This window comes from Ruminococcus sp. (assembly GCF_016283395.1).
Genome location: NZ_JAEEMU010000034.1, coordinates 68,266 through 92,147 on the forward strand (window position 1 = coordinate 68,266; position 23,882 = coordinate 92,147).

The following is a 23,882-nucleotide window of genomic DNA, read 5'->3' on the forward strand; positions in this document are numbered from 1 at the left end:
TATTTGTATATACTAACTTATTGCTGCAAACTATAATACTTGTTAATATCCAAACTGACGAAATACTAAAAAAGCACTTGACATATCAGTAAATATGTGCTAACATATGAATAGACATTCATATGTTCATCTGAACCGATTGCTGAAATGAATGGCTGACATCAATGATACAGGGGGAAAACACTATGAGTGAAAAGGACAAAAAATTTCTTTCGGTCAGCGGACTGAAAAAGAGCTTCGGCAGCGGCGAAACCAAACAGGAAGTCCTAAAGGGACTTGACTTTACGGTAGGTAAAGGTGAGTTTTGCGTACTCCTCGGACCTTCGGGCTCAGGCAAGTCAACTCTGCTCAATATACTGGGCGGCATAGACAGTGCAGACGATGGAGAGATATCAATAAACGGTGATAAGCTGGAGGAAATGGACGAGAAAAGTCTTACACGCTACAGACGCAAGCACCTTGGCTATGTGTTCCAGATGTACAATCTTATCCCTAACCTTAATGTAAAGGAAAATATTGAAACAGGCGCTTACTTGTCGGATAAGCCGCTGGATATTGACGAATTGCTTAAAATACTCGGACTTTACGAGCATCGCCACAAGCTGCCGAACCAGCTTTCGGGCGGTCAGCAGCAGAGAGTGTCCATAGGTCGTGCTATCGTGAAAAATCCTGATATACTTCTCTGCGATGAGCCTACGGGAGCTCTTGACTACAAGACCTCAAAGGAGATATTGCAGCTAATCGAGGAAGTTAATCAGAAGTACGGAAATACCATTATCATGGTCACTCACAACGAAGCTATAAAACAAATGGCAGACCATGTTATAAAGCTCCGCGACGGAAAGATAAGACACGATAATATCAACAGTGAAAAGCTCACCGCTGCTGAGATAGATTGGTAAGGGGGCGCGGACATGGAGAAGAAAAAGATCTCTTTCGGTAAGCGTCCGAAAGATCCTCTTCGCAAGCGTGTCTGGAAGGATATGCTCCGCGACTGGAAACGCTATCTGATGATATGTCTTATGCTTATCGTGACTATCGGCTTTGTGTCGGGAATGTACGTTGCAAACAACAGTATGCTCAATAAACTCGATAACAGCATTGAGGATATGAAGCGTGAGGACGGTCATTTCACTCTTTCAAAAAAAGCAGATGAAGCCACGGTAAAAGCTATCGAAACAGGTGAGCGCGCTGATGTTGCTGCTGTATATCGTGAACGTGCTTACGATGAAGCGGCTGATGAAGTTGAAAAAGCCGTTAATAAAGCAATGGAAGAAACGGCGGCTGAACAGGTCAGAGAAGCTATAAAAGCACAGGTAACTGCCGCAGTTGATGAGAAGATAGAAGCTGCAAAAGCTATGGGGGCAGAGGTTCCCGAGGCAAAGCGTGAAAGCATGATAAGCTCTGCTTATGAGACTGCCATAGCCGAGAACTATGACAAGGCTTACGATGAGGCAATAAAGACTGCCAAGGACTCCGAGTACTACTCAAAAGCTTTGTCCGATGCAATGGACGAAACCAAAAAGGAGATAGACAAGGAAATCGACGAAAAGTACAGTGAGCTTGCCGAACGCTACGGACTTAACGAGGAAACAACTCCCGTACCTGTTACGGTCTATGAGCTTTTCTACAAGGACACTGAAGAGACTATCCCTTCAGACAGCGATTATTCAGGAACTATCCGCATTTACGGTGAGCGCGGTGACATTGATCTTTACGATATCCTCAAGGGACGTGCTCCTAAGAATGAGAATGAGATCCTTATTGACCGTATGCACGCCGACAATGTAAAAATAAAAGTCGGAGATACTCTTTCGGTAGGAGATACAGATTTTGAAGTAGTCGGACTTGCTGCCTTTGTGGATTACAGCGCGTTATACGAAAACAACACCGATACAATGTTCGATGCACTTACATTCGACATCGGTATGACCACGAAGGAAGGCTTTGAGCGTATACACGCAAATACAACTGCAAACTATGGGTTCACCTATAACAAAAAGCCTGCTGACGAGTATGAGGAAAAAGAAATGTCTGAGAATTTCCTGAAAGCTCTCATTACGCAAACAGCTGTATCCGATACCGAGGATATGGAGATAAAGGACTATGTTCCTGCATACGCAAATCAGGCTATGAGCTTTGCAAGAAACGATATCGGCAAGGACAAAGCTATGGGAGAGATACTTCTATATATCCTTACAGCAGTTCTGGCGTTTATTTTTGCGGTAAATATCAGCACTACTCTTGAACAGGAGTCGTCCGTAATAGGTACTCTCAGAGCATCGGGCTATACTCGCGGAGAGCTTCTGCGTTATTATATGAGTGCTCCGCTGATAATAGTTATCATAGCCGCCGTTGTAGGAAATGTTCTCGGTTATACCTTGTTCAAGAATATCGTTGCAGATATGTACTACAGCAGCTACAGTCTGCCAAGCTTTGAAACACTGTGGACTCCCGAAGCGTTTATACGTACAACTATTGTACCTACAGTGCTCATGCTTGTGATAAACGTCATTGTAATAACAAAGATGCTGAAGCTTTCACCGCTGAGATTTTTACGTCATGATCTGAAGCGCAAAAAGAGAAAAAAGGCGATAAGACTGCCGAAATGGAAGTTCTTCCAGCGTTTCAGGATACGTGTGTTCTTACAGAACATCCCGAACTACATAATGCTTTTTGTAGGTATCACATTTGTTATGCTGCTTATCTCAATGGCAGTGGGAATGCCTGAGACTCTGTCATATTATCAGGACTCCATGGGTGATATGATGTTTGCCGAGGATCAGCTGATACTCAGCAGTACTGAGGACGAGGACGGAAATATAATAACAACTGCCAACAGCGGAGCTGAACGTTTTTCGATAGCTTCACTGGAGAGAAAATCTGATGATTATAATGAGGAAGTATCAGTTTTGGGTATCGTAAACGGCAGCAGATACGTAAAGCTGAACAAGTGCGATGATAATGAGGTGTATATATCAAAGGCTTATGCCGAGAAATACGGTGTAAGTGCAGGTGATACCATAACACTTTCCGAGAAATATGAGCATAAAGACTACAGATGGAAGGTCCATGACATATACGACTATTCCGCAGGTGTTGCCGTATTCATGGAGCAAGGACAGTTCAACAGAGTATTCGATAAGGAAGCAGACGATTTCAGCGGATACATTTCCGACAGCATGATAACCGATATCAGCAAGGAATATATCGCAAAGGAAATAACTTCTCAGGATATGATAAAAGTTGCTGACCAGCTGGATCAATCAATGGGCGCATATATGAAGTATTTCCAGTATGTATGCTTTATAGTGGCAGCCATTATACTCTATCTGCTCACGAAGGTCATAATCGAGAAAAACGAACGCTCTATCTCAATGACTAAGGTACTTGGCTACGAGAACGGTGAGATAGCCTCGCTGTACCTGATCCCCACGGCGTTAGTTGTATTCTTCTCGGAATTTCTTGCAATATACATAGGATATAAGCTTATGGATTTCTTCTGGAAGCTTATCATGATGCAGATGAGCGGCTGGTTTGCATTTATACTTCCTGTTTCGGGATTTGTAAAGGAGTTTCTCCTTGTATTTGCGGCATATCTCATCATTACAGTGCTTGACTTTGTTCGCATACACAAGATACCGAAGGTACTTGCACTGAAAAATGCAGAATAAGACAAAAACTATTTACAGGCTCATGTACAATTGTTACATGAGCCTTTTTATGTGCCTTTATATGCTATGGATAATGTTTGATATGTATAGCTGTATGTTCCAAAAGCAATACAACTTTAGCAAATGCAGAGAAATTGTATTGTTGAAACATGAAATAATATTGGCGTGTTGCACAAAGAGCGGAAGCATCTTTTGTGTGTGCATACAAATTTTAGGAAGTTGTTACAAGTTGTATTTACAAAATATGAATAATGTGTTATTATGAAGAAAAATCCGGTGTGATGTGGGTTTGGGAGGTAACTATGGAAGATTATAAATATTTGGCGATAGTCGAATGGACTAAAAAATATATAAGTACAAGAGAACTAAAGCCGAAAGACCGATTTCTGACAGAAAAGGAACTGTGTGAGATACACGGTGTCAGCCGTCAGACAGTAAGACAGGCACTGAGCTGCCTTGAAAAAGAAAACATTATCTGCCGCGTAAGAGGCAGCGGAGCTTTTGTTTCATCAGGCTATACAAAGAGTGAGCCGGCTGCGGGACAGATAAGAAATATCGGTGTTATATCCACGTATTTCAATGATTATATTTTCCCGAATATCGTTACGGGCATCGAAAGTGTACTCAACGATTCCGGCTATTCTATGCAGCTTGCCATAACACATAACAGGGGAGCTGAGGAACGACAGGCTTTGCAGAGCATGATATCGGGCGGAGTTCAGGGACTTATTGTAGAGCCGTCAAAGAGTGCTCTTCCAAATCCTAATATGGATCTTTACGAAGAGCTGAAAATAAAGAATATCCCCGTTGTGTTCTTCAATGCAAAATATCCGTGGTCTGATTGTCCGTGCGTATCCCTTGATGATGAAGCGGCAGGCAGGATAGCTACAGACAGGGTGTTCGACTGCGGACACAAAAAGATCGCAGGAATATTCGCACTTGACGATATACAGGGACACAAACGATACAGCGGCTTTACAAAAAGTTGTATTGCCCACGGTATAAGAAACGCTGAGGACAACGTAATGTGGTTCGCAACATCGGATAAGAATTCGGTATTTACTTCGGGCTGCACCAGACTTCTTGAGCTTATCAGCGAATCTACGGCTTTTGTCTGCTACAATGACAACATAGCCATAAAGCTTTTGAAATTCTGCAAGGAGCATAACATAAGTGTTCCTGACGATTTGTCTGTAATAGGTATAGACGACTCGAAGTTCGCTTCTATATGCGATGTTCCGCTTACAACTGTTGTTCATCCGCAGCGCAAGCTTGGAGAGGCAGCAGCCGAGAAGCTCATAGACCTGATAAATACCTATCCTTCGGATAGCGGAGACATTATTTTTCCCCCTGAGTTAAGGGTGCGTGAATCGGTAAAGAGTATCTGAGTGTAAAGTGTTTGAGTTTGGAAGTATAAAAGAATTTGTGGGGTATTATTATGAAAAAAAATATGGAGAAGGTCAATGATGTCAAACGTATAGACATCAAAAAGGCAGAGGAACTGCTGCAAAGCGGAAGTCTCGAAAACTGCGATGATATGCTGGATACGCTGCTTGAAGATGTGGGATTTGCATATATAGAGTCGCTTATGCTCAGATTGTACGTATGTATGGAGATATACGTTACAGCTTATTCGTTTTCTCAGAAAATAGGCGTGAGCAGTGAAAAATTCTACAATACCTTCGGTACTGCCGATGAGATAGGCAATGAGCTTATGACGGTTGAGGATACTGTGAAATTCCTGCATACACTTATACGTGAGTGTATAAAATGGCGCATAGAATCGGCAAAAGGAAGCAGCAGCAGTATCGTTGCGAAGGCTAAGGATTACATCGACAAAAACTACATGAACGATGAGCTTTCGCTTATAGTTGTTGCAGACGCTGTGGGGCTCAGTCCGTCCTATCTCAGTACACAGTTCAAAAAGGTGTACGGTCAGAATTTGTTTGAATATCTTGCACTGTCAAGAATAGCTCATGCACGGGAGTTGTTATGCTGTACTTCCAAGATGGTGTATGAGGTAGCCTATGACGTCGGATTCAAGGATTATCGGTATTTCAGCCAGATTTTCAAGAAATACACGGGACAGACTCCAAGACAATTTCAGAACAGTGCCAATATTTGTCCGTAAATATACTGGTAATGATATTCCAAAAATAATAAACATTTTGTGTAACATTTTCGGTTGCGATGTATGTACAAATTGGCTATAATGTAAATACAAGTTAACGGCGAGGACGTTAATGACATAATAAATTCGGATGGAGGAATTTTAATTATGAAAATGAAAAAAGTCTTGGCAATGGCAGTAAGCACGCTCCTCTGCGGTACAATGCTGGCAGGCTGCGGAAGCACAAACGAATCATCAAACTCAGGCAGTTCATCTAATTCTGACAGTACAACAGAGGCTGAAAAGAAAACAGATGCAGCAACAGATGCGGAAACAACTATTGCTGATAAAGAGTCTGACGACAACGGCGGCGGAAGTTCATCGGGTGATCTTATCAAGATAGGCATTATCAATAACGATCCTAATGAGTCGGGCTACCGTACAGCTAACGTTAATGATCTGAAAGCAACTTTCACAAAGGAAAACGGCTTTGACGCATCATTTGCTTACAGTCTGAAAAACGAAGAGCAGATCAACTATGCACAGAAGTTCATACAGGACGAAGTTGATTACCTGCTTCTCTCGGCTGCTGATACCGCAGGTTGGGATTCAGTCCTCAAGGACGCAAAAGATGCAGGCACAAGAGTTATCCTGTTTGACCGTACAATTGACGCAGATGAAAGCCTTTACGAAGCTTCTATCGTTTCCGATATGGCAAAGGAAGGTCAGCAGGCAGTTGAATGGCTTGAATCACAGGATCTGGCATCATATGACATCATTCACCTCCAGGGTGTGATCGGTTCGGCAGCTCAGAAGGGACGTTCGGGAGCTCTCACTGAAACTGCTGAAGCAAAGGGCTGGAACATACTTACACAGCAGACAGCTGAATGGAATGCTGAAAAGGCGCAGCAGATAGTTCAGTCTGTTATCGACTCAGGCAAGAAGTTCAACGTTATTTACGCTGAGAATGATGATATGGCTAAGGGCGCAGTTGCAGCTCTTGACAGAGCAAATATCTCACACGGTGTTGACAAGGACGTAGTCATTATAGGCTTTGACTGCAACAAGTGGGCACTTGAAGAGCTCCAGAAAGGCAACTGGAACTATGACGGACAGTGCAATCCTTTCCAGTCAACATATATCAAGGAAGTTATCGACAAGCTTGAAAACGGTGAGACCCTCTCTCAGAAGACCATTATCATGGACGAAAAGGGCTTTGATGCAAAGACTATCACAGCCGAAGATGTAGATAACTACGGTATCTGATAATATTTTTACAGGACATTAATAATAATAAAATAAGTGCGGTGGCGCGTTCGGGTATTTAGTCACCGCACTAATTTTACAGATTTTTTCCGTATAATAGGTGCGGAAAAGGCTGAAACTCACTTAGGAGGAAAAGCAATGCAGGAAAGATCATTGCTGGAAATGCGCGGTATATATAAATCCTTTCCGGGAGTCAAGGCACTCAGAAACGTAGATTTTACGCTTCGTGAGGGCGAGATCCATGCACTTATGGGCGAGAACGGCGCAGGCAAATCAACTCTTATAAAGGTGCTCACAGGTGTACATATAAAGGACAGCGGAGATATTTATATAAAAGGACAGAACGGAGCTGTCCAGATACATTCTCCGCAGGATGCTCAGAATATGGGCATAAGTACGGTATATCAGGAGATATCTCTTTGCCCCAACCTCTCAGTGGCAGAGAATATCTTTCTTGGCAGAGGAAAGCGCGGACTTGTTAACTGGAGAAATATGAACCGTCATGCAGGAAAGCTTCTTGACTCGCTTGGTATAGCAGTCAAGCCCACACAGCAGCTGGCAAGCTGTTCCATAGCTGTACAGCAGATGGTCGCAATAGCAAGAGCAGTTGATATGGAATGCAGTGTGCTTATCCTCGACGAACCAACTTCATCTCTTGATGAATCGGAAGTTGCAAAGCTGTTTGTGCTTATGAGACAGCTTAAAGAGCGCGGAGTAGGTATAATATTCGTAACACACTTCCTCGATCAGGTATACGAAGTGTGCGACAGGATAACTGTTCTTCGTGACGGACAGCTTGTAGGTGAATATGAGATAGAAAATCTTCCCCGTGTACAGCTCGTATCAAAGATGCTCGGCAAAGAGCTCGATGATATGGCAGACATCAAAAACGATATACCTGTTTTTGAAGAGAAGGGCAAAGGTTACGTTTATGAAGCTGAGGGCTTATGCAGTTCGGAAGGCATAAAACCATTCAATTTCAATATCCGCAAGGGCGAAGTCAACGGCTTTACGGGACTTCTCGGCTCGGGACGAAGCGAGTGTGTAAGAGCTATCTTCGGAGCGGATAAGGTAACAGGGGGAAAAGTAAAGGTAAACGGCAAGGAAGTAAAGATAAACAAGCCTATTGACGCTATGAAGAACGGCATTGCTTATCTTCCCGAGGACCGTAAGCGTGACGGAATAGTAGGCGACCTTTCCGTCCGTGACAATATCATACTTGCATTGCAGGTGAAGAAAGGCTTCTTCAAGCCATTTACAAAAGCTGAGGCAACTAAATTTGCCGATGAGTATATCAAGCTCCTCGATATAAAAACAGCATCGGTGAATACTCCTATAAAGTCGCTTTCAGGCGGAAATCAGCAGAAGGTAATACTTGGACGCTGGCTGCTGACACACCCCGAATATCTTATCCTTGATGAACCGACCCGCGGCATCGATGTCGGCACAAAGATAGATATACAGAAGCTTGTACTTAAACTTGCTTCTGAAGGTATGAGCATAACCTTCATCTCATCTGAGACTGATGAAATGCTCCGTACCTGTTCAAGACTGCTTGTAATGCGCGACCGTAAGCTTGTAGGCGAGCTTACAGGCGATGAGCTTACACAGACAACAATAATGAATACTATCGCAGGAGGTGAGCAGGAATGACAGCAAGACCGAAAAGTGCTGAAAAAAGCTCTTTCTTGGCAAGTATCGTAAAAAAGCAGATATTTATACCTATAGCTGCCCTGCTCTTACTTGCAATATTCAATCTTATAATGGATCCTTCATTCTTCAAGATAACTCTTGGACATAACAGTGCAGGAGATCCTGTACTTTCAGGAAATATCATTTCCATAATCGACTACGGCTCGGAGCTTGCCATACTTGCAATAGGTATGACACTTGTAACAGCTGCCTCACGCGGACAGGATATCAGTGTGGGAGCTGCTATGGCAATAAGCGGAAGCGTTGTGCTCAGAATTCTCTGCGGACCAGATGCACAGGCTGCTACGCTTCAAGCTCCTATAATAGTTGCATTTCTTATAAGCTGCCTTGTTGCAATGGCTTTTGGTGCATTCAACGGAGCACTTGTATCCATATTCAAGATACAGCCAATGGTCGCAACACTTATTCTCTTCACAGCAGGACGTTCCATAGCAGCATGGATAAACCATAACAAGCTTCCGGTAGTTAATGATAAGACATTTGCCTATTTCGGGGGATATATTCCAGGAATACCGATACCCACACCGGTATTTATTGCAATAGCCTGCTTTATTGTTATATGGCTTGTCCTGAAATTCACTACTCTGGGACTGTACGCACAGGCTGTAGGTATCAATGAAAAGACATCTCGTCTGAACGGTCTCAATCCTGCATTCATCAAGTTCATAACCTACGTTATACTTGGATTATGCGTGGCAGTTGCAGCATTTATCAAGGTAAGCCGTGTTTCGACTATCAACTATTCAGTAGTTGCAAAAGATATTGAAATGGACGCTATTTTGGCAGTCGCACTGGGCGGCAACTCGCTCAGCGGCGGAAAATTCAGCATATCATCTTCAATACTCGGAGCATATGTTATACAGTTCCTCACAACAACGCTTTATAAGTTCAATGTACAGTCAGACGCTCTTCCTGCATACAAGGCAGTAGTAGTAATACTTCTTGTTATACTGAGCGCACCGATAGTACGTGAAAAGATAGCAGCTTTCTGCAAGAGCCTGCGTTCACCTGTGAATGCAGAGAGCAAGAGCTGAAAAACACAGGGCAGAACGGAGGAATAATATATGCCGCAAAAAGACATGACTGTCGGCAAACCACGCCGACATCTGCTCAGAGGAATAACAGACACTAATCTGCTCATGTCCATAACGATAATCGTTTTCATACTTATGTATCTTTATGCGATATTCGGACTTGGTGAGGGCTTCCTCAAAGCACAGACATTTTTCAATATGCTAAATGCAAACGCTGCACTTATCATACTTGCCTGCGGTATGACGCTGGTAATGATAACAGGCGGTATCGACATATCGGTAGGTGGTATGACCGCACTTGTGAGCATGAGCTCAGCCGTATTTCTTGACAAACACAGCGGAAGCGTATTCGGGGCAATGATGATATCACTTGGTATCGGACTTGCATTCGGACTTATACAGGGATTCCTTGTAGCTTATCTTGATATCCAGCCGTTTATAGTAACTCTGGCGGGTATGTTCTTTGCAAGAGGTATGACTACCATTGTAAACGCAGATCAGTTCAATGTTCAGAACGAGGCGTTTGTAAAGCTTAAAGAAACAAGAATAATAATCCCCAAAATGGGTTGGGTAAATAAACGTGGTGTCTACATAGATGCATATATAGAGATCGGTGTCATAGTAGCACTCGTTATCGTCGCTGCACTTTTCCTCTTCCTTAAATGGACAAAGACAGGAAGAAACTTCTATGCAGTAGGCGGAAATAAACAAAGCGCACTTATGCTTGGAATAAATGTAAAGAGAACCACATTCCTTGCATACCTTATGTGCGGAATTTTAGGTGGAATTGGCGGTTTTGTATATTTTATGCACGTAGGTTCGGGATCTCCGTCTCATGCAACGGGAGCTGAGATGAATGCTATAGCTTCTTCTATCATCGGCGGAACTATGCTTACGGGCGGCGTCGGAAATATTATAGGAACACTTTTCGGCGTACTTTCACTTGCTCTTATCCAGAATATAGTATCATCTGTAGGACTTGATGATGCTTGGTGGACAGGAATAACAAATGCATCTATGCTTTGTATATTCCTTGTAGTCCAGAGTATCATTATAGCAAAGCGCAAAAAGACTAATCTCTCAGCAGCAAAGTCCATGGAAACAAAAGGAGTAAAGAAATGAGCAGTGCAGAGATAATAAAAGACGGTAAAGCTGTAATAGGAATCGAATTCGGTTCGACACGTATCAAGGCAGTACTTATAGATGATGAACGTGCTCCTCTGGCAGTTGGTGTTTATGACTGGCAGAACGAACTGCTTGACGGAGTATGGACATACTCTCTTGATAATGTCAGAAAAGGACTTCGTGAATGCTTTGCCGACCTGATGAAAAACGTTGAAGAAAAATACGGAACAAAGCTGGAGAAAGCTGCTGCAATCGGCATATCGGCAATGATGCACGGCTATCTCGTATTCGATGAAAAAGATGAACAGCTTGTACCGTTCAGAACATGGCGCAACACAATGACAGAGGAAGCGGCAGACAAGCTGACGGAAGCATTCAGCTTCAATATCCCGCAGCGTTGGAGCATAGCACATCTTTATCAGGCTATGCTCAACAAAGAGCCTCATGTGGGAAAGATATCATTTATGACCACACTTGCAGGCTATGTCCACTATCTCCTTACAGGTGAAAAGGTGATAGGAACGGGCGATGCTTCGGGAATATTCCCCATAGCTCAGGACACCTGCGATTATGATGCTGAAATGGCGGCAAAGTTCAACGACCTTGCAAAGGGTACAGAGCTTACCGCAAAGCTTGAAGATATCCTGCCTCGTATAGTCCGCGTAGGCGAATGTGCAGGAAAACTTACAGAAGCAGGAGCAAAGCTCCTTGATCCCACAGGAACTTTCAAAGCAGGAGCTCCGTTCTGTCCGCCTGAGGGCGATGCACAGACAGGAATGGCTGCCACTAACAGCATAACACCGAAAACTGGCAATGTTTCGGCAGGAACGTCAATATTCTCCATGATAGTTCTTGAAGAGAACCTCGCTTCTGTTCATCGTGAGATAGACATCGTTACTACCCCCTGCGGTGCTCCTGTAGCAATGGTACACTGCAACAGCTGTACATCTGACCTTGATGCATGGTTCGGCATTTTCGGCGAGCTTCTTAAAGAAACAGGCTGTGATATGCCCAAAGGCAAGCTTTACGACCTGCTTTACAGCCTTGCAGCCGAGGGCGAAACAGATTGCAGCGGCATAGTTTCATATAACTATTTTGCAGGCGAGCCCGTAACAGGAGTAAAGGACGGCAAGCTTCTTATGATGCGTGATCCCGAGTCAGCGTTTAACATAAGAAATCTTGTGCGCAGTCTTGTGTATTCATGCATTGCTTCACTCAAAGCTGGCATGGACATACTCACAGAGCAGGAGCACGTAAAGCTCGAAAAGATATATGCACATGGTGGTTTCTTCAAGACTCCCGTGCCAAGTCAGAATTTCCTTTCGGCTGCTCTCGGTGCAGACGTTACACTTATGCAGACCGCTGGTGAAGGCGGAGCATGGGGAATAGCACTTCTTGCGGATTATATGGTTTGCAGAGGAAGCGGCGAAACTCTCGAGGACTACCTTAATAACAGAGTATTTGCCGATATGAAAGGAAATACAGTTTCTCCACAGTCAGATGACATGGACGGGATCAATAAATATATGAGAAATTACCTTTCGGGACTTGCAGCAGTAAAAGCGGCTGTTCCCGAAAAATAGAAAGGATAGGTATAGAATGAAATTTTGGTTTGTAACCGGCTCACAGTTTTTGTATGGCGAAGAGACTCTCAGACAGGTTGAAGAGGACTCAAAGAAGATAGTTGACGGACTTGATCTTCCTTTTCCTGTTGAATACAAAATGACAGTTAAGAAAGAGTCGGAGATAGAGCGTATAATCAAGGAAGCAAATTATGACGATGAGTGTGCAGGAATAATCACATTCTGTCATACTTTTTCTCCCTCAAAGATGTGGATAAACGGACTTGCACTTTTACAGAAGCCGTGGCTGCATTTCCACACACAGTTCAATGAGACTATCCCAAATGAGGGTATAGATATGGACTATATGAATCTTCACCAGTCCGCACACGGCGACAGAGAGCATGGCTTTATCGGAGCTCGTCTGCGTATGCCGAGAGCAGTTGTTGCAGGACACTGGAAGGACAAGAAAGTTCAGGGAAAAATAGCAGAATGGCAGCGCGCAGCAGTGGGAGCACTGTTCAGCAAGAGCCTTAAAATAGTACGTTTCGGCGATAATATGCGCGAAGTTGCAGTTACTGAGGGCGACAAGATCGAAGCACAGCTCAAGCTTGGCTGGCAGGTAAATACCTTTGCTGTTGGCGATCTTGTTGAGATAATGAACGCTGTAACAGATGCAGAGATCGATGCACTTATGAAAGAATACGCAGAGCTTTACGACTATGATAAGGCTGATGAAGAAACTATCAGATATCAGGCTCGTGAGGAGATAGCTATCGAAAAGATACTTGTACGCGAGGGTGCAAAGGCATTCTCAAATACCTTTGAGGATCTTCACGGTATGCGTCAGCTTCCAGGACTTGCAACACAGCACCTTATGCACAAGGGCTACGGCTTCGGAGCAGAGGGTGACTGGAAAACAGCAGGTATGACAGCAATCGTAAAGGCAATGTATCCTGAGGGAAATACCTCTTTCATGGAAGACTATACATACGACTATAAGCATGAGCTCATACTGGGTTCGCATATGCTCGAGGTATGCCCGTCTATCGCAGCAGACAAGCCTCGCATCGAGGTACACAAGCTCGGTATCGGCGGCAAGGAAGCACCTGCAAGAATAGTATTCGAGGGCAGGGCAGGTTCTGCAAAGGCACTGTCACTTATCGACATTGGCGGCAGATTCAGACTTATCTCACAGGACGTTGAGTGCGAAAAGCCATTCCAGTCAATGCCTAATCTTCCTGTAGCAAGAACTATGTGGAAGCCTGCACCTTCATTCCTTGAAGGTCTTGAATGCTGGATAATCGCTGGAGGAGCACATCATACAGTTCTGTCATACGATATTACAGATGAAACTGTACGTGATTTTGCTCGTATCATGGGAATAGAGCTTGTGGTAATCAACAAGGATACCACAAAGGAAAAGCTTGAACGTGATATTATGATCGGAGATGTGATATATGGACGTTAAGGAGCTAAAAGAACGTGTCCTTAAAGCCAATCTGCTTCTTCCGAAGTACGGACTTGTTACATTCACATGGGGCAATGTCAGCGAGTATGACCGTGAGAGCGGACTTGTTGCCATAAAGCCCAGCGGTGTCGAATATGACGCGATGACAGCAGATGATATAGTTATACTTACACTTGACGGTGAGAAAGTCGAAGGGGAATTATCACCGTCAAGTGACACTCCTACACATCTGGAGATATACAGAAAATTTGACGGCGTATGCGGAGTAGTACATACCCACAGCCGATATGCAACTTCTTTTGCACAGGCTTGTCTGGGTATCCCTCCTCTCGGAACTACACACGGCGATTATTTCTACGGCGAGATACCTTGTACAAGGAAGATGACCGATGCAGAAGTAAACGGAGACTACGAGCTTGAAACAGGTAAGGTCATTGTTGAGTGCTGCAAGTCATACGACAAGATACCCGCTGTACTTGTGGCAAATCACGGACCATTCGCATGGGGCAAGGACTGCATGGAAGCTGTCCACAATGCAGTAGTTCTTGAAGAGCTTTCTGCAATGGCGTGGATAACAAAGACACTTCGTTCCGATACTCCGAATATGCCGCAGCGTCTGCTTGATAAGCATTTCTTCCGCAAGCACGGTGCGAATGCTTATTACGGGCAGAAAAAATAATAAATCAGCTTAGTCATTCTCAAAAATGAGATGAACCCCTCCAATAAAAAAGCAAAAAAGTCTCTGTTTTCAGAGACTTTTTTGTTTGCTTGAAATTCTTTGGTTAATGATGTATAATGTCTATAATAACTTTTACGGGGGAGTGAGCAATGAAAAAATTACCAAAGGAAATAAAAGATGATCTCTTTGGGAGTGTACTTTTTTTGCTAATAGGCGTAGTTTTTATGACTTTAGGTTTCTACCTGCTGATATCAAGGGTACAGACAAAGTCAAGGTGCGATACTGAGGTCAAAGCTGTAGTTGTGGATATGGTAACCTATAAAACAAAGGGACTTAAAAAGCACATCACATATGCTCCTGTTATTGAATATGAATACAAAGGAAAAACGTATAGATATACAAGCGATGTAGGTTCAAAGCCTGCAAAGTATAAACGCGGTGACCGCTTTTCCGTAATGATAGACTCTCATTCTCACGATGTAGTCTATATGCCCACAGATAATATCAACTACGTCTTGTTTGTTCTTGTTATTATTGGCGCAGCAGTTTTTGGCACTATAGGCATCTACGGTCTCGTTTATATATTCAGGAGACGGGAATAATGTTGTTATTTTCTTTTTGGTCTGATATCCTGATATAAAAGTCCGCACTTGGTACAGTACCACATGAGCCTGCCTGTTCTGTACATTGGCAGATTGAACTGCAAATTCCATTCGGGGTACTGCTTGAACATCATTATACTGCTGTCCGACACATAAGCCGCGAATGTTATATAGTGCTCCTTGGTCATCTCATGGTCGGAAGAAACATACCATTCACCGCCAATGTCCTCGACCTTGAGCATTTCGTTTTCCTCAGCTTTTCGCGGCTCGGCAGGAGTTAGTTTATTGCCGCAGCAGGTGACTGCCGCTTCAGATGTAGATGTAATGATATTGCCGCACTTGCTGCACACATAAAACTTTATCTTTTTCATATTACCTTTCTCACTTTCGTTTTTATCTATCTCACCTGACAGAAGCACCTGAACATCAGTCCCGAAAACTTCAGCCAGTGCAGATAGTAATGACACATCGGGACAGCCGTTGCCGCGCTCCCATTTTGATACAGCCTTATCGCTTACATTTATACGTTCTGCCAGCTGCTTCTGAGTGAGTCCCATTTCTGTTCTGAAACGTCTTATAAGCTCGCCTGTTTTAACCTGATCCATATTTATCACCTCTTGAAAATTTATTTTTGTTCATGCTTTAATTATACTCCATAGCTGATATTTCGTCAATCCACGCTCCGTAGAGTTTGCGGAGAATATATAATAAAAGGAGGCTCACTGATATGAGTATCACAGTAAACATCTACTACAGCGGCAAAAACGGCAGTGCGTGTAAATTCGCCGAAGAAATGCAATCAAGCGGAACAGCTGACCTTATCCGCGGAGAGCAGGGAAATCTTAGATACGAATACTTCTTCCCAATGAATGATGAGGAGACGGTGCTCCTTATCGACAGCTGGAAAGATCAGGAGTCAATAGACCTGCACCATGCATCGCCCATGATGAAAACGATAAGTTCGCTTCGTGAGAAATATGACCTGCACATGAAGGTAGAACGCTACATTTCCGATGAAAGCGGAGTCCCGAACACGGACAAGACGTTTATAAGAGAATAATATAAGAAAGATCTCCCTGCGAAACACAGGGAGATCTTTTTATTATTAGTTAGATCATGTAGTAGCCTGGAAAATACCTCTTACGAATGAATAGATGTGTGAGTGGATAGAGTCATCACCGTGGTGACCGTTCTGAACAACGTGCCATACGTGAGGAACATTGTTTCTTGTGAAGTTGTTGTGGTAGCCCTCAGGAGTATTAAGACCAACAACGTCGTCCTGTGTACCGCCTGTTATCATTACAAGGTAAGGAGTCTCTGACTCGCTGTTCCACTTCCATGAGCCTGATGCACCGGGAGCAGGACATATAGCACCAACGTAACCGAACTTGTCGCCGTGCTTCATACCGATCTGGAGTGACTCACGTCCGCCCATTGAGAAGCCTGTAACAGCAGTATTCTCTCTGCCTGTAGCAACGCTGTACTTGGACTCGATATGCGGCATGAGGCTGTCTACGATATCGTCAACGAAGTTGTCGTAGCCCTCATTTGAACCTGCATCAGCAAAGCCTGTAGCATCGTTCATAGTAGCACTTGTGAATACGAAAGGAACAACAACGATCATGTCCTTAGCTTCGCCTGATGCGATAGCGTTGCCGATGATCTGGCGTGTATACATCGTACCGTTTCCTGTTGTTATCATACGGTTCTCGTTCTCGAAGAAGCCGTGGAGGAGGTAGAGTACAGGGTACTGCTTGCTCTCATCGTAATTAGCAGGGAGCAGGATATTGTAAGGCTTGTTCTTGTTAGCCTTCTTGGAGAAGTAAGTTTCTCTCTTGATAGTTCCGTACTTAACGCCGCTCTTTTCCATATGAGAATCGTTAGGCTCGTTGTTTACAAGAGACTTCTGAACTATCTCTGTAAGCTCTTCCATAGTGTACTTGCGCTGTCCGGGAACCACAACAGGCTCAACAACAGGGAATTCCTTTATCTTGCCTGCAACGAACTGCATAATGAGCAGTGCATCGTTTATTTCAAAAACGCCGTTGCTGTCAGCATCGGCAGCTTTAAGAGTCTTCTTGTCCTTTGTCTCATTGATAAGGCACTTTCTTGCAGCGACTATATCAAGTGAGTCGATAGATCCGTCATAGTTGATATCGCCCTTGCTCATCTGTACGGCAGCAGGAGGTTCGCTGATCTCAGTGCCTACACTTGCGCCTACGACTTCATCAACGTAGAAGCTGCAAGTGCTTTCATCAGTTTCTACATAGAGCTGCATATCCTTAGCACCCGACGGGATAGTGAAGCTGCTTTTCTCAAGGTGTGCCCACTGACCTTTTTCAGCTGTTACTTCGGCTATTTTGGGATAGCTTGTAGTACTTCCGTCACTGTACTGCAATGTGAGATAGAACGTAACGGGAGATGAAGTATCTTCCGTCATTACATAAGCACTGAAAGCATAATCCTGTCCTGCTTTAAAGTTTGAACCAAGACTAACTGTAGCACCGTTCCATGAAGCGGTTCTGCCGCTTGCGTACAATGAAGCCTCACCCGAACGGGATTTATCTGTTACTGTTTTTACAGATGCAGCACCTCGTCCGCTCCACTGATCGCTTCCTTCCTCGAATGTGCTGTGCAGCAGGTAATCACTTTCCGCTGCCCAGACAGGTGCAACTGCGGTACAGGAGAGGGTTAGCACCGCGGCTGACACGATTGATAAGATTTTCTTTTTCATTTCCAATCCTCCTAAGAAAAAATTAATTAAGACATTACTGCATATATTTATCATGACGATATTTTTATCCGTAGAGGGAATTAACGGTAAGGGTATGCAGTTATGCCAAAAAAACAATATATATATTTATTATTATCATGTTTTTTGTCTACTGTCAACTCAAAAAATGATGATTTTTGTAGAAAAAGAACGGTTTTTTACATTTTGTTATATTATTGCAATTATTTGATATTATTAAATAACTGTTAAATCAGCAAAATATATAAACAAGGTGGCTTCTGTTTGTACAAAAGTAATGAAAATACAAAAAACACCCCCGAAGAGCCATTTTTATGGTGCTTCGGGGGTATGATTTTACTAATTATCTTTTTTGCCTTCCCGGCTTTGACATCTTATGCTTGTACATTCTTGCATCACTTATTTTGAGAAGGTCTTCAATGCGGGTATTTTTATCAGCCTCGATGAGGTATGCACCGTGACTGAGTTCGAGTTTGTAAGGTTTACCCTGACTCATATTATACTCATTGCACAGACGCGTCAGATCGAAATTGAACTTATCCAGCTTTTCCTGTGAATAATCAGAAGCGTAGATGTAGAATTCGTCGCCGCCTGCACGGCCTGCTATTTCATTTGAAGTACAGCACTGAGTAATTATATCTGCTGCTGCCTTGATAGCGGCATCTCCTTCGTTATGGCCATAAATATCGTTGATATGTTTAAGGCCGTCCATATCAAGTACCATTGTGCAGACGATGCTTTTCTTTTCGAGGTTATTAACAGCATACTCAGAAGCATCATTGAATCCACGGCGGTTGAACATTCCTGTGAGCGCATCATGTATACTGATCTGTTTCTGTTTTTCGTAGAGTCCCTTTTGCTTTTCGTAAAGCTTATTGATATTGTCATTTTTCCATAGACGTTCAATAGTGACCGAAAGGTTGAGCAGGAAGATATTATAGAAATCGGTGAAGATATCGTCATCTTCCATTTCGATAAGGGTATATCCGAACATTCTTTCAGAGCAGTAAATACACATTATATAATAGAAATGCGGTACATCAGAGTTTACCTGCGGTATCATATTGGCACTTCTCATAGGCTGATCTGTTTTTAAATACTCATTTTCCTTGTCTATCCATATCAGTGGTACGAATTTATCTGACGGAACGGAGTATTCGCTGGTACATGAAAGCCTGCCCTTTGTATCGGTCTGAGTGAACAGGAAGAAAGCGGTGTAATCACCGAAGTTTGTTGCACATTCTTTGAAAGAATGTTCGAGATCATTCAGCTTTTCCACCTTATTTAGCTTGAGTATGGCAGCCTGTGCGTCGTTTACGCAGTTATCGAAATAACGGATACTATTGTTGATCTCATCAATGGTATGAATCTCTTCCTTATATATTATTTTTTCACAGCCGCATGACTGAGAGGGGATTATTCTCGGGGAAACGATATTGTCGCCGCTGAACGTGCCGTTGTCCATAAGCTGCGCTAATATAGACATTGTTTTTTCAGCAATATCCTCTCTTTCGCGTGTTGCGGTAGTGATATGCGGAACGAACTGCTTACCCTCAATTGATCCATCATAGCCTGAGACAGAGATATCTTCGGGTATCCTTATTCCTCTGTGTTTAAGTGCAGTTGACAATGATATTGCCATATAGTCGTTTGAACATATTATAGACTGCGGACGCTCAGGGCGCGACAGGAAGAAATCTGCGGCTTCCTCGCCCTTGTGGAACCAGAAATCGCCCTCAAAGATACCTACACCGTTCTCGGGCAGCCCTCTTTCTTTCATTACCTCCCTGAACACTTTCAGTCTCAACTGTGCATCGGGGTGTGACAGATAGCCTGTCATGAAACCTATTTTTGTATGTTTGTGAACATCTATGAAATGTTCAACAAGTCTGCGCATACCTGATGCATCTTCAAATTCTATATTATAGAATCCGTCAACGTAAGTACTTATGGATATTACAGGGCATTTTGCGGTACGAAGCTTTTTGATGATCTTTTCCTCCGCACCTTCTACGTTATAGCCTTCGCCGTCGTAGATTATGCCGTCGAACTGTTCAAGGTCGATATAGTCTATGAGGTCATATTCTCCCTCAGAGAATTCAAGGGTTTTTTCTCCTATTTTTCCGAGAGAATTGAAATATACAATATTGGCATTGATCTTTTTTGCCGCATTATTGAAGCATTTGCAGAGACCGCTTCTGTATCTGCTTGTAAGAGCGCATCCGAAAAATGCTATTGTTTTCAGGGAATTGATCATTGGTTTTTTCACCTCCGATGAGAGATCTTGCATATGATAGTGACTTTGCCGAAAATTACGGTTTGGTCGGTGATTAATGATCATATGATTTATCATTTATAGTTGAAAACGATATTATGCTTTATCTCCTTATCGTTTACAAGTATTTTTATCCTTCCGTTAACGATATGTATGTTTTCTTCGGGAGCATAGGTATCTTTTTCAATGGCAGAGCGTACAACGGCATTGATATCTGAATTTGAGATATTCAGTGATGTATTGTTGTCATATCCGCCGAAAATAAGTGCTTTTTCGCCCGTATCCTCAAGCTTTAGCGAGGAACTGCTTAAATTGATATCAGATATGCCGTTCAAAGCGCCGAAAACCGTTGTATTGTCCGACATTATGTTGAATACAGCTCCGAAGTTGTCCGTGCTGACTTTTGCATTTGCTCCGTTTAATGAGCCAATGCAACACATATAATTGTTTTTGCTGTATAAATGGATAGTGCTTTTGTTTATAGAAACACAGGCATTGTTTTCGAGCGAACCGATGAGCAGACCTGTTTCGCCTGTGAAATCTGCTTCTATAAGGCACATATTTATCACAGGCTTGGTCTCGCCTGTTACAGCACCTATGCCTACACAAGTCTCGGTACAGGATTTGAAGTTGTATTCTCCGCGGTTTATTCTTATAGTACCGCCAAGACCCGAGCCTATGCAGACACCTTTTTGTCCGCGGCAGTTTATCCTTATTGCGCCGTCCTGCTCGAATACCAGTTCACCGTGACGAGCATCAAGAGCGTTTCCGATACCGTAGTATTCGGGTGCATTGAGATCGATATTGAGGGTACCGTCACCTTCCATGACAAGCTTTGAGGATTCATGTACCTGAATACCCGAGTCGAGCAGGTGATTTGTACCGCAAAGAACGATAGTAACGTTTGAATTTGCACCTATCTCGATACATGGACGCTTCTTGATATTTGTAAAGACTACGTCCTCAAGAGTTATGCTGCCGCTGTAGCCTGACTCGATGCGCAGGTGGACATTGGTTTTCATTTCGGGAGTTCCGATAATGGAAACATCTTTATATACCATTTCGTCTTTGCCCACAATTATATCGGTATAGCCGTTCTTGACAAGCTTTGTGAGGGAGATACGGTTGGTCTTTCCTGCTGAATAGACTTTCTTGTTGCTGCCGTCAATATGTTCCTGATGATACTGCTTTATCTCATTTCTGAGCTTTTCGTCTATCTGAGGAATGATATCTGCCGACGGTCTTGCGGTGTAGAAGCCCTGTATCAGGTCTGCACCAAGATGTATCACAGTGCGCAGTTCTTCCGATGTTTCAACACCCTCTGCAAGAGCCATGATATTGTTATCGTGACAGAAATCAATGATCTCGCTGACAAAGTGCTGTTTTTTAGGCTGATCCTGTATGCCGCTCAGGAGAGAACGGTCTATTTTAACGTAATCAGGCATATATCTCAGAAGATTGCTGACATTTGAATAACCTGTGCCGTAATCATCAACAGCAAAGCTGATATTGTATTGTCTGTAGAAATTCTGGAGCCTTGTAAGATCAGTATCGCTGAGTTCGGCTTCTTCTGTAAGCTCAACGACTATTTCTGTTGAATTATTATCCAGATAGTCTTTAAGTACAGGAAGATCATCATTGTTTATCCTTACACCCGGGATACTGTTGATGAATATCTTTACCTTGCCCAATGACTCGCTTTTTTCCTTTATTGTACGGAGTACGTTCAGGAATGTAGCGCGTTCCACATCACTGAGGCGTTCCTGCATAGTTGCGAACTTGATGATAGAAAGGGGACTTACGTATGGAACAGTCTTTGAGCGCATAAGAGCTTCATAGCCGTATATTCTTCCGTCTGTGGTATTGACGATAGGCTGGAAGTGATAATCCAGAAGATTTTCATCGAGTATTTTTGCAACAAGATCGTACTCTTTCTTTTCCTTTTCGTCAAGACTTCCGTAGGCGTAGGAATAAACAGCGAATTTATTATTTCGCAGACGGTCCAGCTGCTCCTGCATATGCTTGAGAGTGATATTGCGTTTGAGTATCTCGAAGCCTCTGCATACCGCACCTGCCCAGCGTCTGTAGATATCATCGTAGGAATTGCATGGATCTTCATATCTTACTGCCGCATAGCCGAAGCACTCGTTTTCAAAGTAAACGGGCGTAAAGAAGTAAGCGGCAGGTGATGAGCGTTCAAATTCAAGGTCGGGAAGCATTTCAGTTGCTGAAAAACTCTCCTCCAGACCTGCCATATTGTTTTTGTGATCGCTGTTATATCTTATAGCGTGGATCATATCTCTGTAGCCGTTATGAGGGACGCTTACCCCGAGACAGATCTTCTGCCATTTACTGTCTATGCAAAGATGAAATTCGCTTATACCTTTGAGCTGATAAGCGTATGAATAAACGGTGCTGAGATATTCAGGGAGAGATGACTGTGAGATAAGGCTCTCGTTCATATTATTGAAAACAGAGTCATAGCCCTCTTCGGAGATATCTGTGCCCCATTCGCTGCGCTTTATCTGATACTGCGGCATAGATTCATTGTGACAGCCGCAGCTCTCGCCTAAAAGAATCTGAGATTTCAGCTTGAAAGAGTCGGGAGTCTTATCATTCATTCTTTCCATAAGGAAGCTGAATGCGTATTCGCCGAACTCATAGGCAGGTATAAGAGAAGATGTAAGAGAGCAGGGACTTGTCCTGCCCTCGTATGTTGAATCATAACCGACAACCGCGATATCCTTGGGAACACATATGCCGTGCTCGGCGAATATCTTGCACAGACCTATAGCCATCTGGTCATTTGCACAGGCTACAGCATCGGGCAGGGGGGGATCGGCTAAAAGCTTTTCAGCAAATACTTCACCGCTTTTGTACCAGAAATCACCGTAAAAGATACGGTCCTCCGATACATTGAGACCTGCTTTTTGCATCGCATCGCGGTAAGCCTTTAAACGCTCCTTTGAGTGCTTATGCCATTTCTTACCCGAAACGAAAGCGATATCACGGCAGCCGTGTGCCTCGATAAGATGAGTGATGAGCTCAAATACGGCAGAATAGCCGTCTGTGCAGATACTCGGGAAGAGGTCGCTTTCCTTTTCTATAACAACGATAGGTCTGTCAAAAGACTCTTTTAATCTGTTTTCCAGCTTCTCGGCTGCGCCTTCTGTCTGTATGCTGTCTTTCAGGATAATAGCACCGTCAAACTTTTCGGGATTCATCAGTGAGAAGATATTTGACTCACCCTGTTCGCGCTCGGGCGTATCCTGATATTTGAGGTACATTGAGAAAATGCAGACATCATAATCCGCAGCGAGAGCTTTCGTGAGGAAGCCACTGATGAAACGGCTTTGATATTCTTCGTCAGCCTGTCCGACAAACAATGCGAGCTTTTTTCTTGTACTGTTCATAAGTGCATTCCTTTCCGATAAATAAGCATATAGAGTTGGATCAGATAATGAGGATACTTATAATATTATTTATCATTTTCTTTTGTAATTATTATATCATATATCATATGATAAGTCAATTATTATTGACTGTTTGTACAAGAAAATTCAATAAATAACTATAAATTAGACATTTATTGATTTATTTTATATTATGTGATATAATT

Annotated in this window: 17 protein-coding genes; 13 read left to right on the forward strand and 4 right to left on the reverse strand. The window is 43.2% G+C overall.

Features of this window, described 5'->3' with window-relative positions; translation table 11 throughout:
- The first annotated feature begins 185 nt into the window (after window positions 1-185).
- The 12 genes from QZZ41_RS03575 (at window position 186) to QZZ41_RS03630 (ending at window position 15,236) form a co-directional block, all read left to right on the forward strand.
- Window positions 186-902, forward strand: a complete 717-nt coding sequence (locus tag QZZ41_RS03575) for an ABC transporter ATP-binding protein (protein WP_295068283.1) — start codon at window positions 186-188, stop codon at window positions 900-902.
- 12 nt (window positions 903-914) lie between these two features.
- The gene (locus QZZ41_RS03580; protein ID WP_295068286.1) at window positions 915-3,674 is read left to right on the forward strand and encodes an FtsX-like permease family protein; all 2,760 of its coding nucleotides are present in this window, start codon (window positions 915-917) and stop codon (window positions 3,672-3,674) included.
- Window positions 3,675-3,976: 302 nt separating this feature from the next.
- Window positions 3,977-5,062: a GntR family transcriptional regulator gene (locus tag QZZ41_RS03585; RefSeq protein WP_295068289.1), complete on the forward strand. Its 1,086-nt coding sequence runs from the start codon at window positions 3,977-3,979 to the stop codon at window positions 5,060-5,062.
- 50 nt (window positions 5,063-5,112) lie between these two features.
- Window positions 5,113-5,805 carry an AraC family transcriptional regulator gene (locus QZZ41_RS03590; protein WP_295068291.1) on the forward strand — a complete coding sequence of 231 codons (693 nt, stop codon included), beginning with the start codon at window positions 5,113-5,115 and terminating at the stop codon, window positions 5,803-5,805.
- A gap of 147 nt (window positions 5,806-5,952) precedes the next feature.
- Window positions 5,953-7,050 (forward strand): ABC transporter substrate-binding protein, encoded by a 1,098-nt coding sequence (locus QZZ41_RS03595; protein ID WP_367267433.1) that lies wholly within the window; start codon window positions 5,953-5,955, stop codon window positions 7,048-7,050.
- Between the two features lie 138 nt (window positions 7,051-7,188).
- Window positions 7,189-8,703 (forward strand): sugar ABC transporter ATP-binding protein, encoded by a 1,515-nt coding sequence (locus tag QZZ41_RS03600; RefSeq protein WP_295068294.1) that lies wholly within the window; start codon window positions 7,189-7,191, stop codon window positions 8,701-8,703.
- Window positions 8,700-9,797, forward strand: a complete 1,098-nt coding sequence (locus QZZ41_RS03605) for an ABC transporter permease (protein WP_295068297.1) — start codon at window positions 8,700-8,702, stop codon at window positions 9,795-9,797. Before QZZ41_RS03600 ends, QZZ41_RS03605 begins: the two co-directional genes overlap by 4 nt.
- A 45-nt stretch (window positions 9,798-9,842) precedes the next feature.
- Window positions 9,843-10,919, forward strand: coding sequence for an ABC transporter permease (locus QZZ41_RS03610; RefSeq protein WP_367267439.1), 1,077 nt, complete (start codon window positions 9,843-9,845; stop codon window positions 10,917-10,919).
- Window positions 10,916-12,505, forward strand: a complete 1,590-nt coding sequence (locus tag QZZ41_RS03615) for a xylulokinase (RefSeq protein ID WP_295068302.1) — start codon at window positions 10,916-10,918, stop codon at window positions 12,503-12,505. The genes QZZ41_RS03610 and QZZ41_RS03615 overlap by 4 nt, the downstream gene beginning before the upstream one ends.
- A gap of 16 nt (window positions 12,506-12,521) precedes the next feature.
- On the forward strand, window positions 12,522-13,955 hold the full coding sequence (gene araA, locus QZZ41_RS03620; protein WP_295068305.1) for an L-arabinose isomerase: 1,434 nt from the start codon (window positions 12,522-12,524) through the stop codon (window positions 13,953-13,955).
- On the forward strand, window positions 13,945-14,634 hold the full coding sequence (locus QZZ41_RS03625; protein ID WP_295068308.1) for an L-ribulose-5-phosphate 4-epimerase: 690 nt from the start codon (window positions 13,945-13,947) through the stop codon (window positions 14,632-14,634). The genes araA and QZZ41_RS03625 overlap by 11 nt, the downstream gene beginning before the upstream one ends.
- A 149-nt stretch (window positions 14,635-14,783) precedes the next feature.
- On the forward strand, window positions 14,784-15,236 hold the full coding sequence (locus tag QZZ41_RS03630; RefSeq protein WP_295068311.1) for a DUF3592 domain-containing protein: 453 nt from the start codon (window positions 14,784-14,786) through the stop codon (window positions 15,234-15,236).
- Window positions 15,237-15,241: 5 nt separating this feature from the next.
- Here QZZ41_RS03630 and QZZ41_RS03635 read toward each other — a convergent pair whose 3' ends face one another.
- On the reverse strand, window positions 15,242-15,841 hold the full coding sequence (locus tag QZZ41_RS03635) for a helix-turn-helix domain-containing protein (protein ID WP_295068314.1): 600 nt from the start codon (window positions 15,839-15,841) through the stop codon (window positions 15,242-15,244).
- A 122-nt stretch (window positions 15,842-15,963) separates the two neighbouring features.
- On the opposite strand from QZZ41_RS03635, the gene QZZ41_RS03640 reads away from it, so the two are divergent.
- Window positions 15,964-16,296, forward strand: a complete 333-nt coding sequence (locus tag QZZ41_RS03640) for an antibiotic biosynthesis monooxygenase (protein WP_295068317.1) — start codon at window positions 15,964-15,966, stop codon at window positions 16,294-16,296.
- 54 nt (window positions 16,297-16,350) lie between these two features.
- On the opposite strand, the gene QZZ41_RS03645 is transcribed toward QZZ41_RS03640, so the two are convergent.
- The 3 genes from QZZ41_RS03645 to QZZ41_RS03655 form a co-directional block, all read right to left on the reverse strand.
- Window positions 16,351-17,970, reverse strand: coding sequence for a carbohydrate binding domain-containing protein (locus QZZ41_RS03645; RefSeq protein ID WP_295068319.1), 1,620 nt, complete (start codon window positions 17,968-17,970; stop codon window positions 16,351-16,353).
- Between the two features lie 361 nt (window positions 17,971-18,331).
- Entirely contained in the window at window positions 18,332-20,245 is a 1,914-nt protein-coding gene (locus QZZ41_RS03650) for a GGDEF domain-containing protein (RefSeq protein WP_295068321.1), read from the reverse strand.
- A gap of 92 nt (window positions 20,246-20,337) precedes the next feature.
- Window positions 20,338-23,676 (reverse strand): EAL domain-containing protein, encoded by a 3,339-nt coding sequence (locus QZZ41_RS03655; protein ID WP_295068324.1) that lies wholly within the window; start codon window positions 23,674-23,676, stop codon window positions 20,338-20,340.
- Window positions 23,677-23,882: the final 206 nt, after the last annotated feature.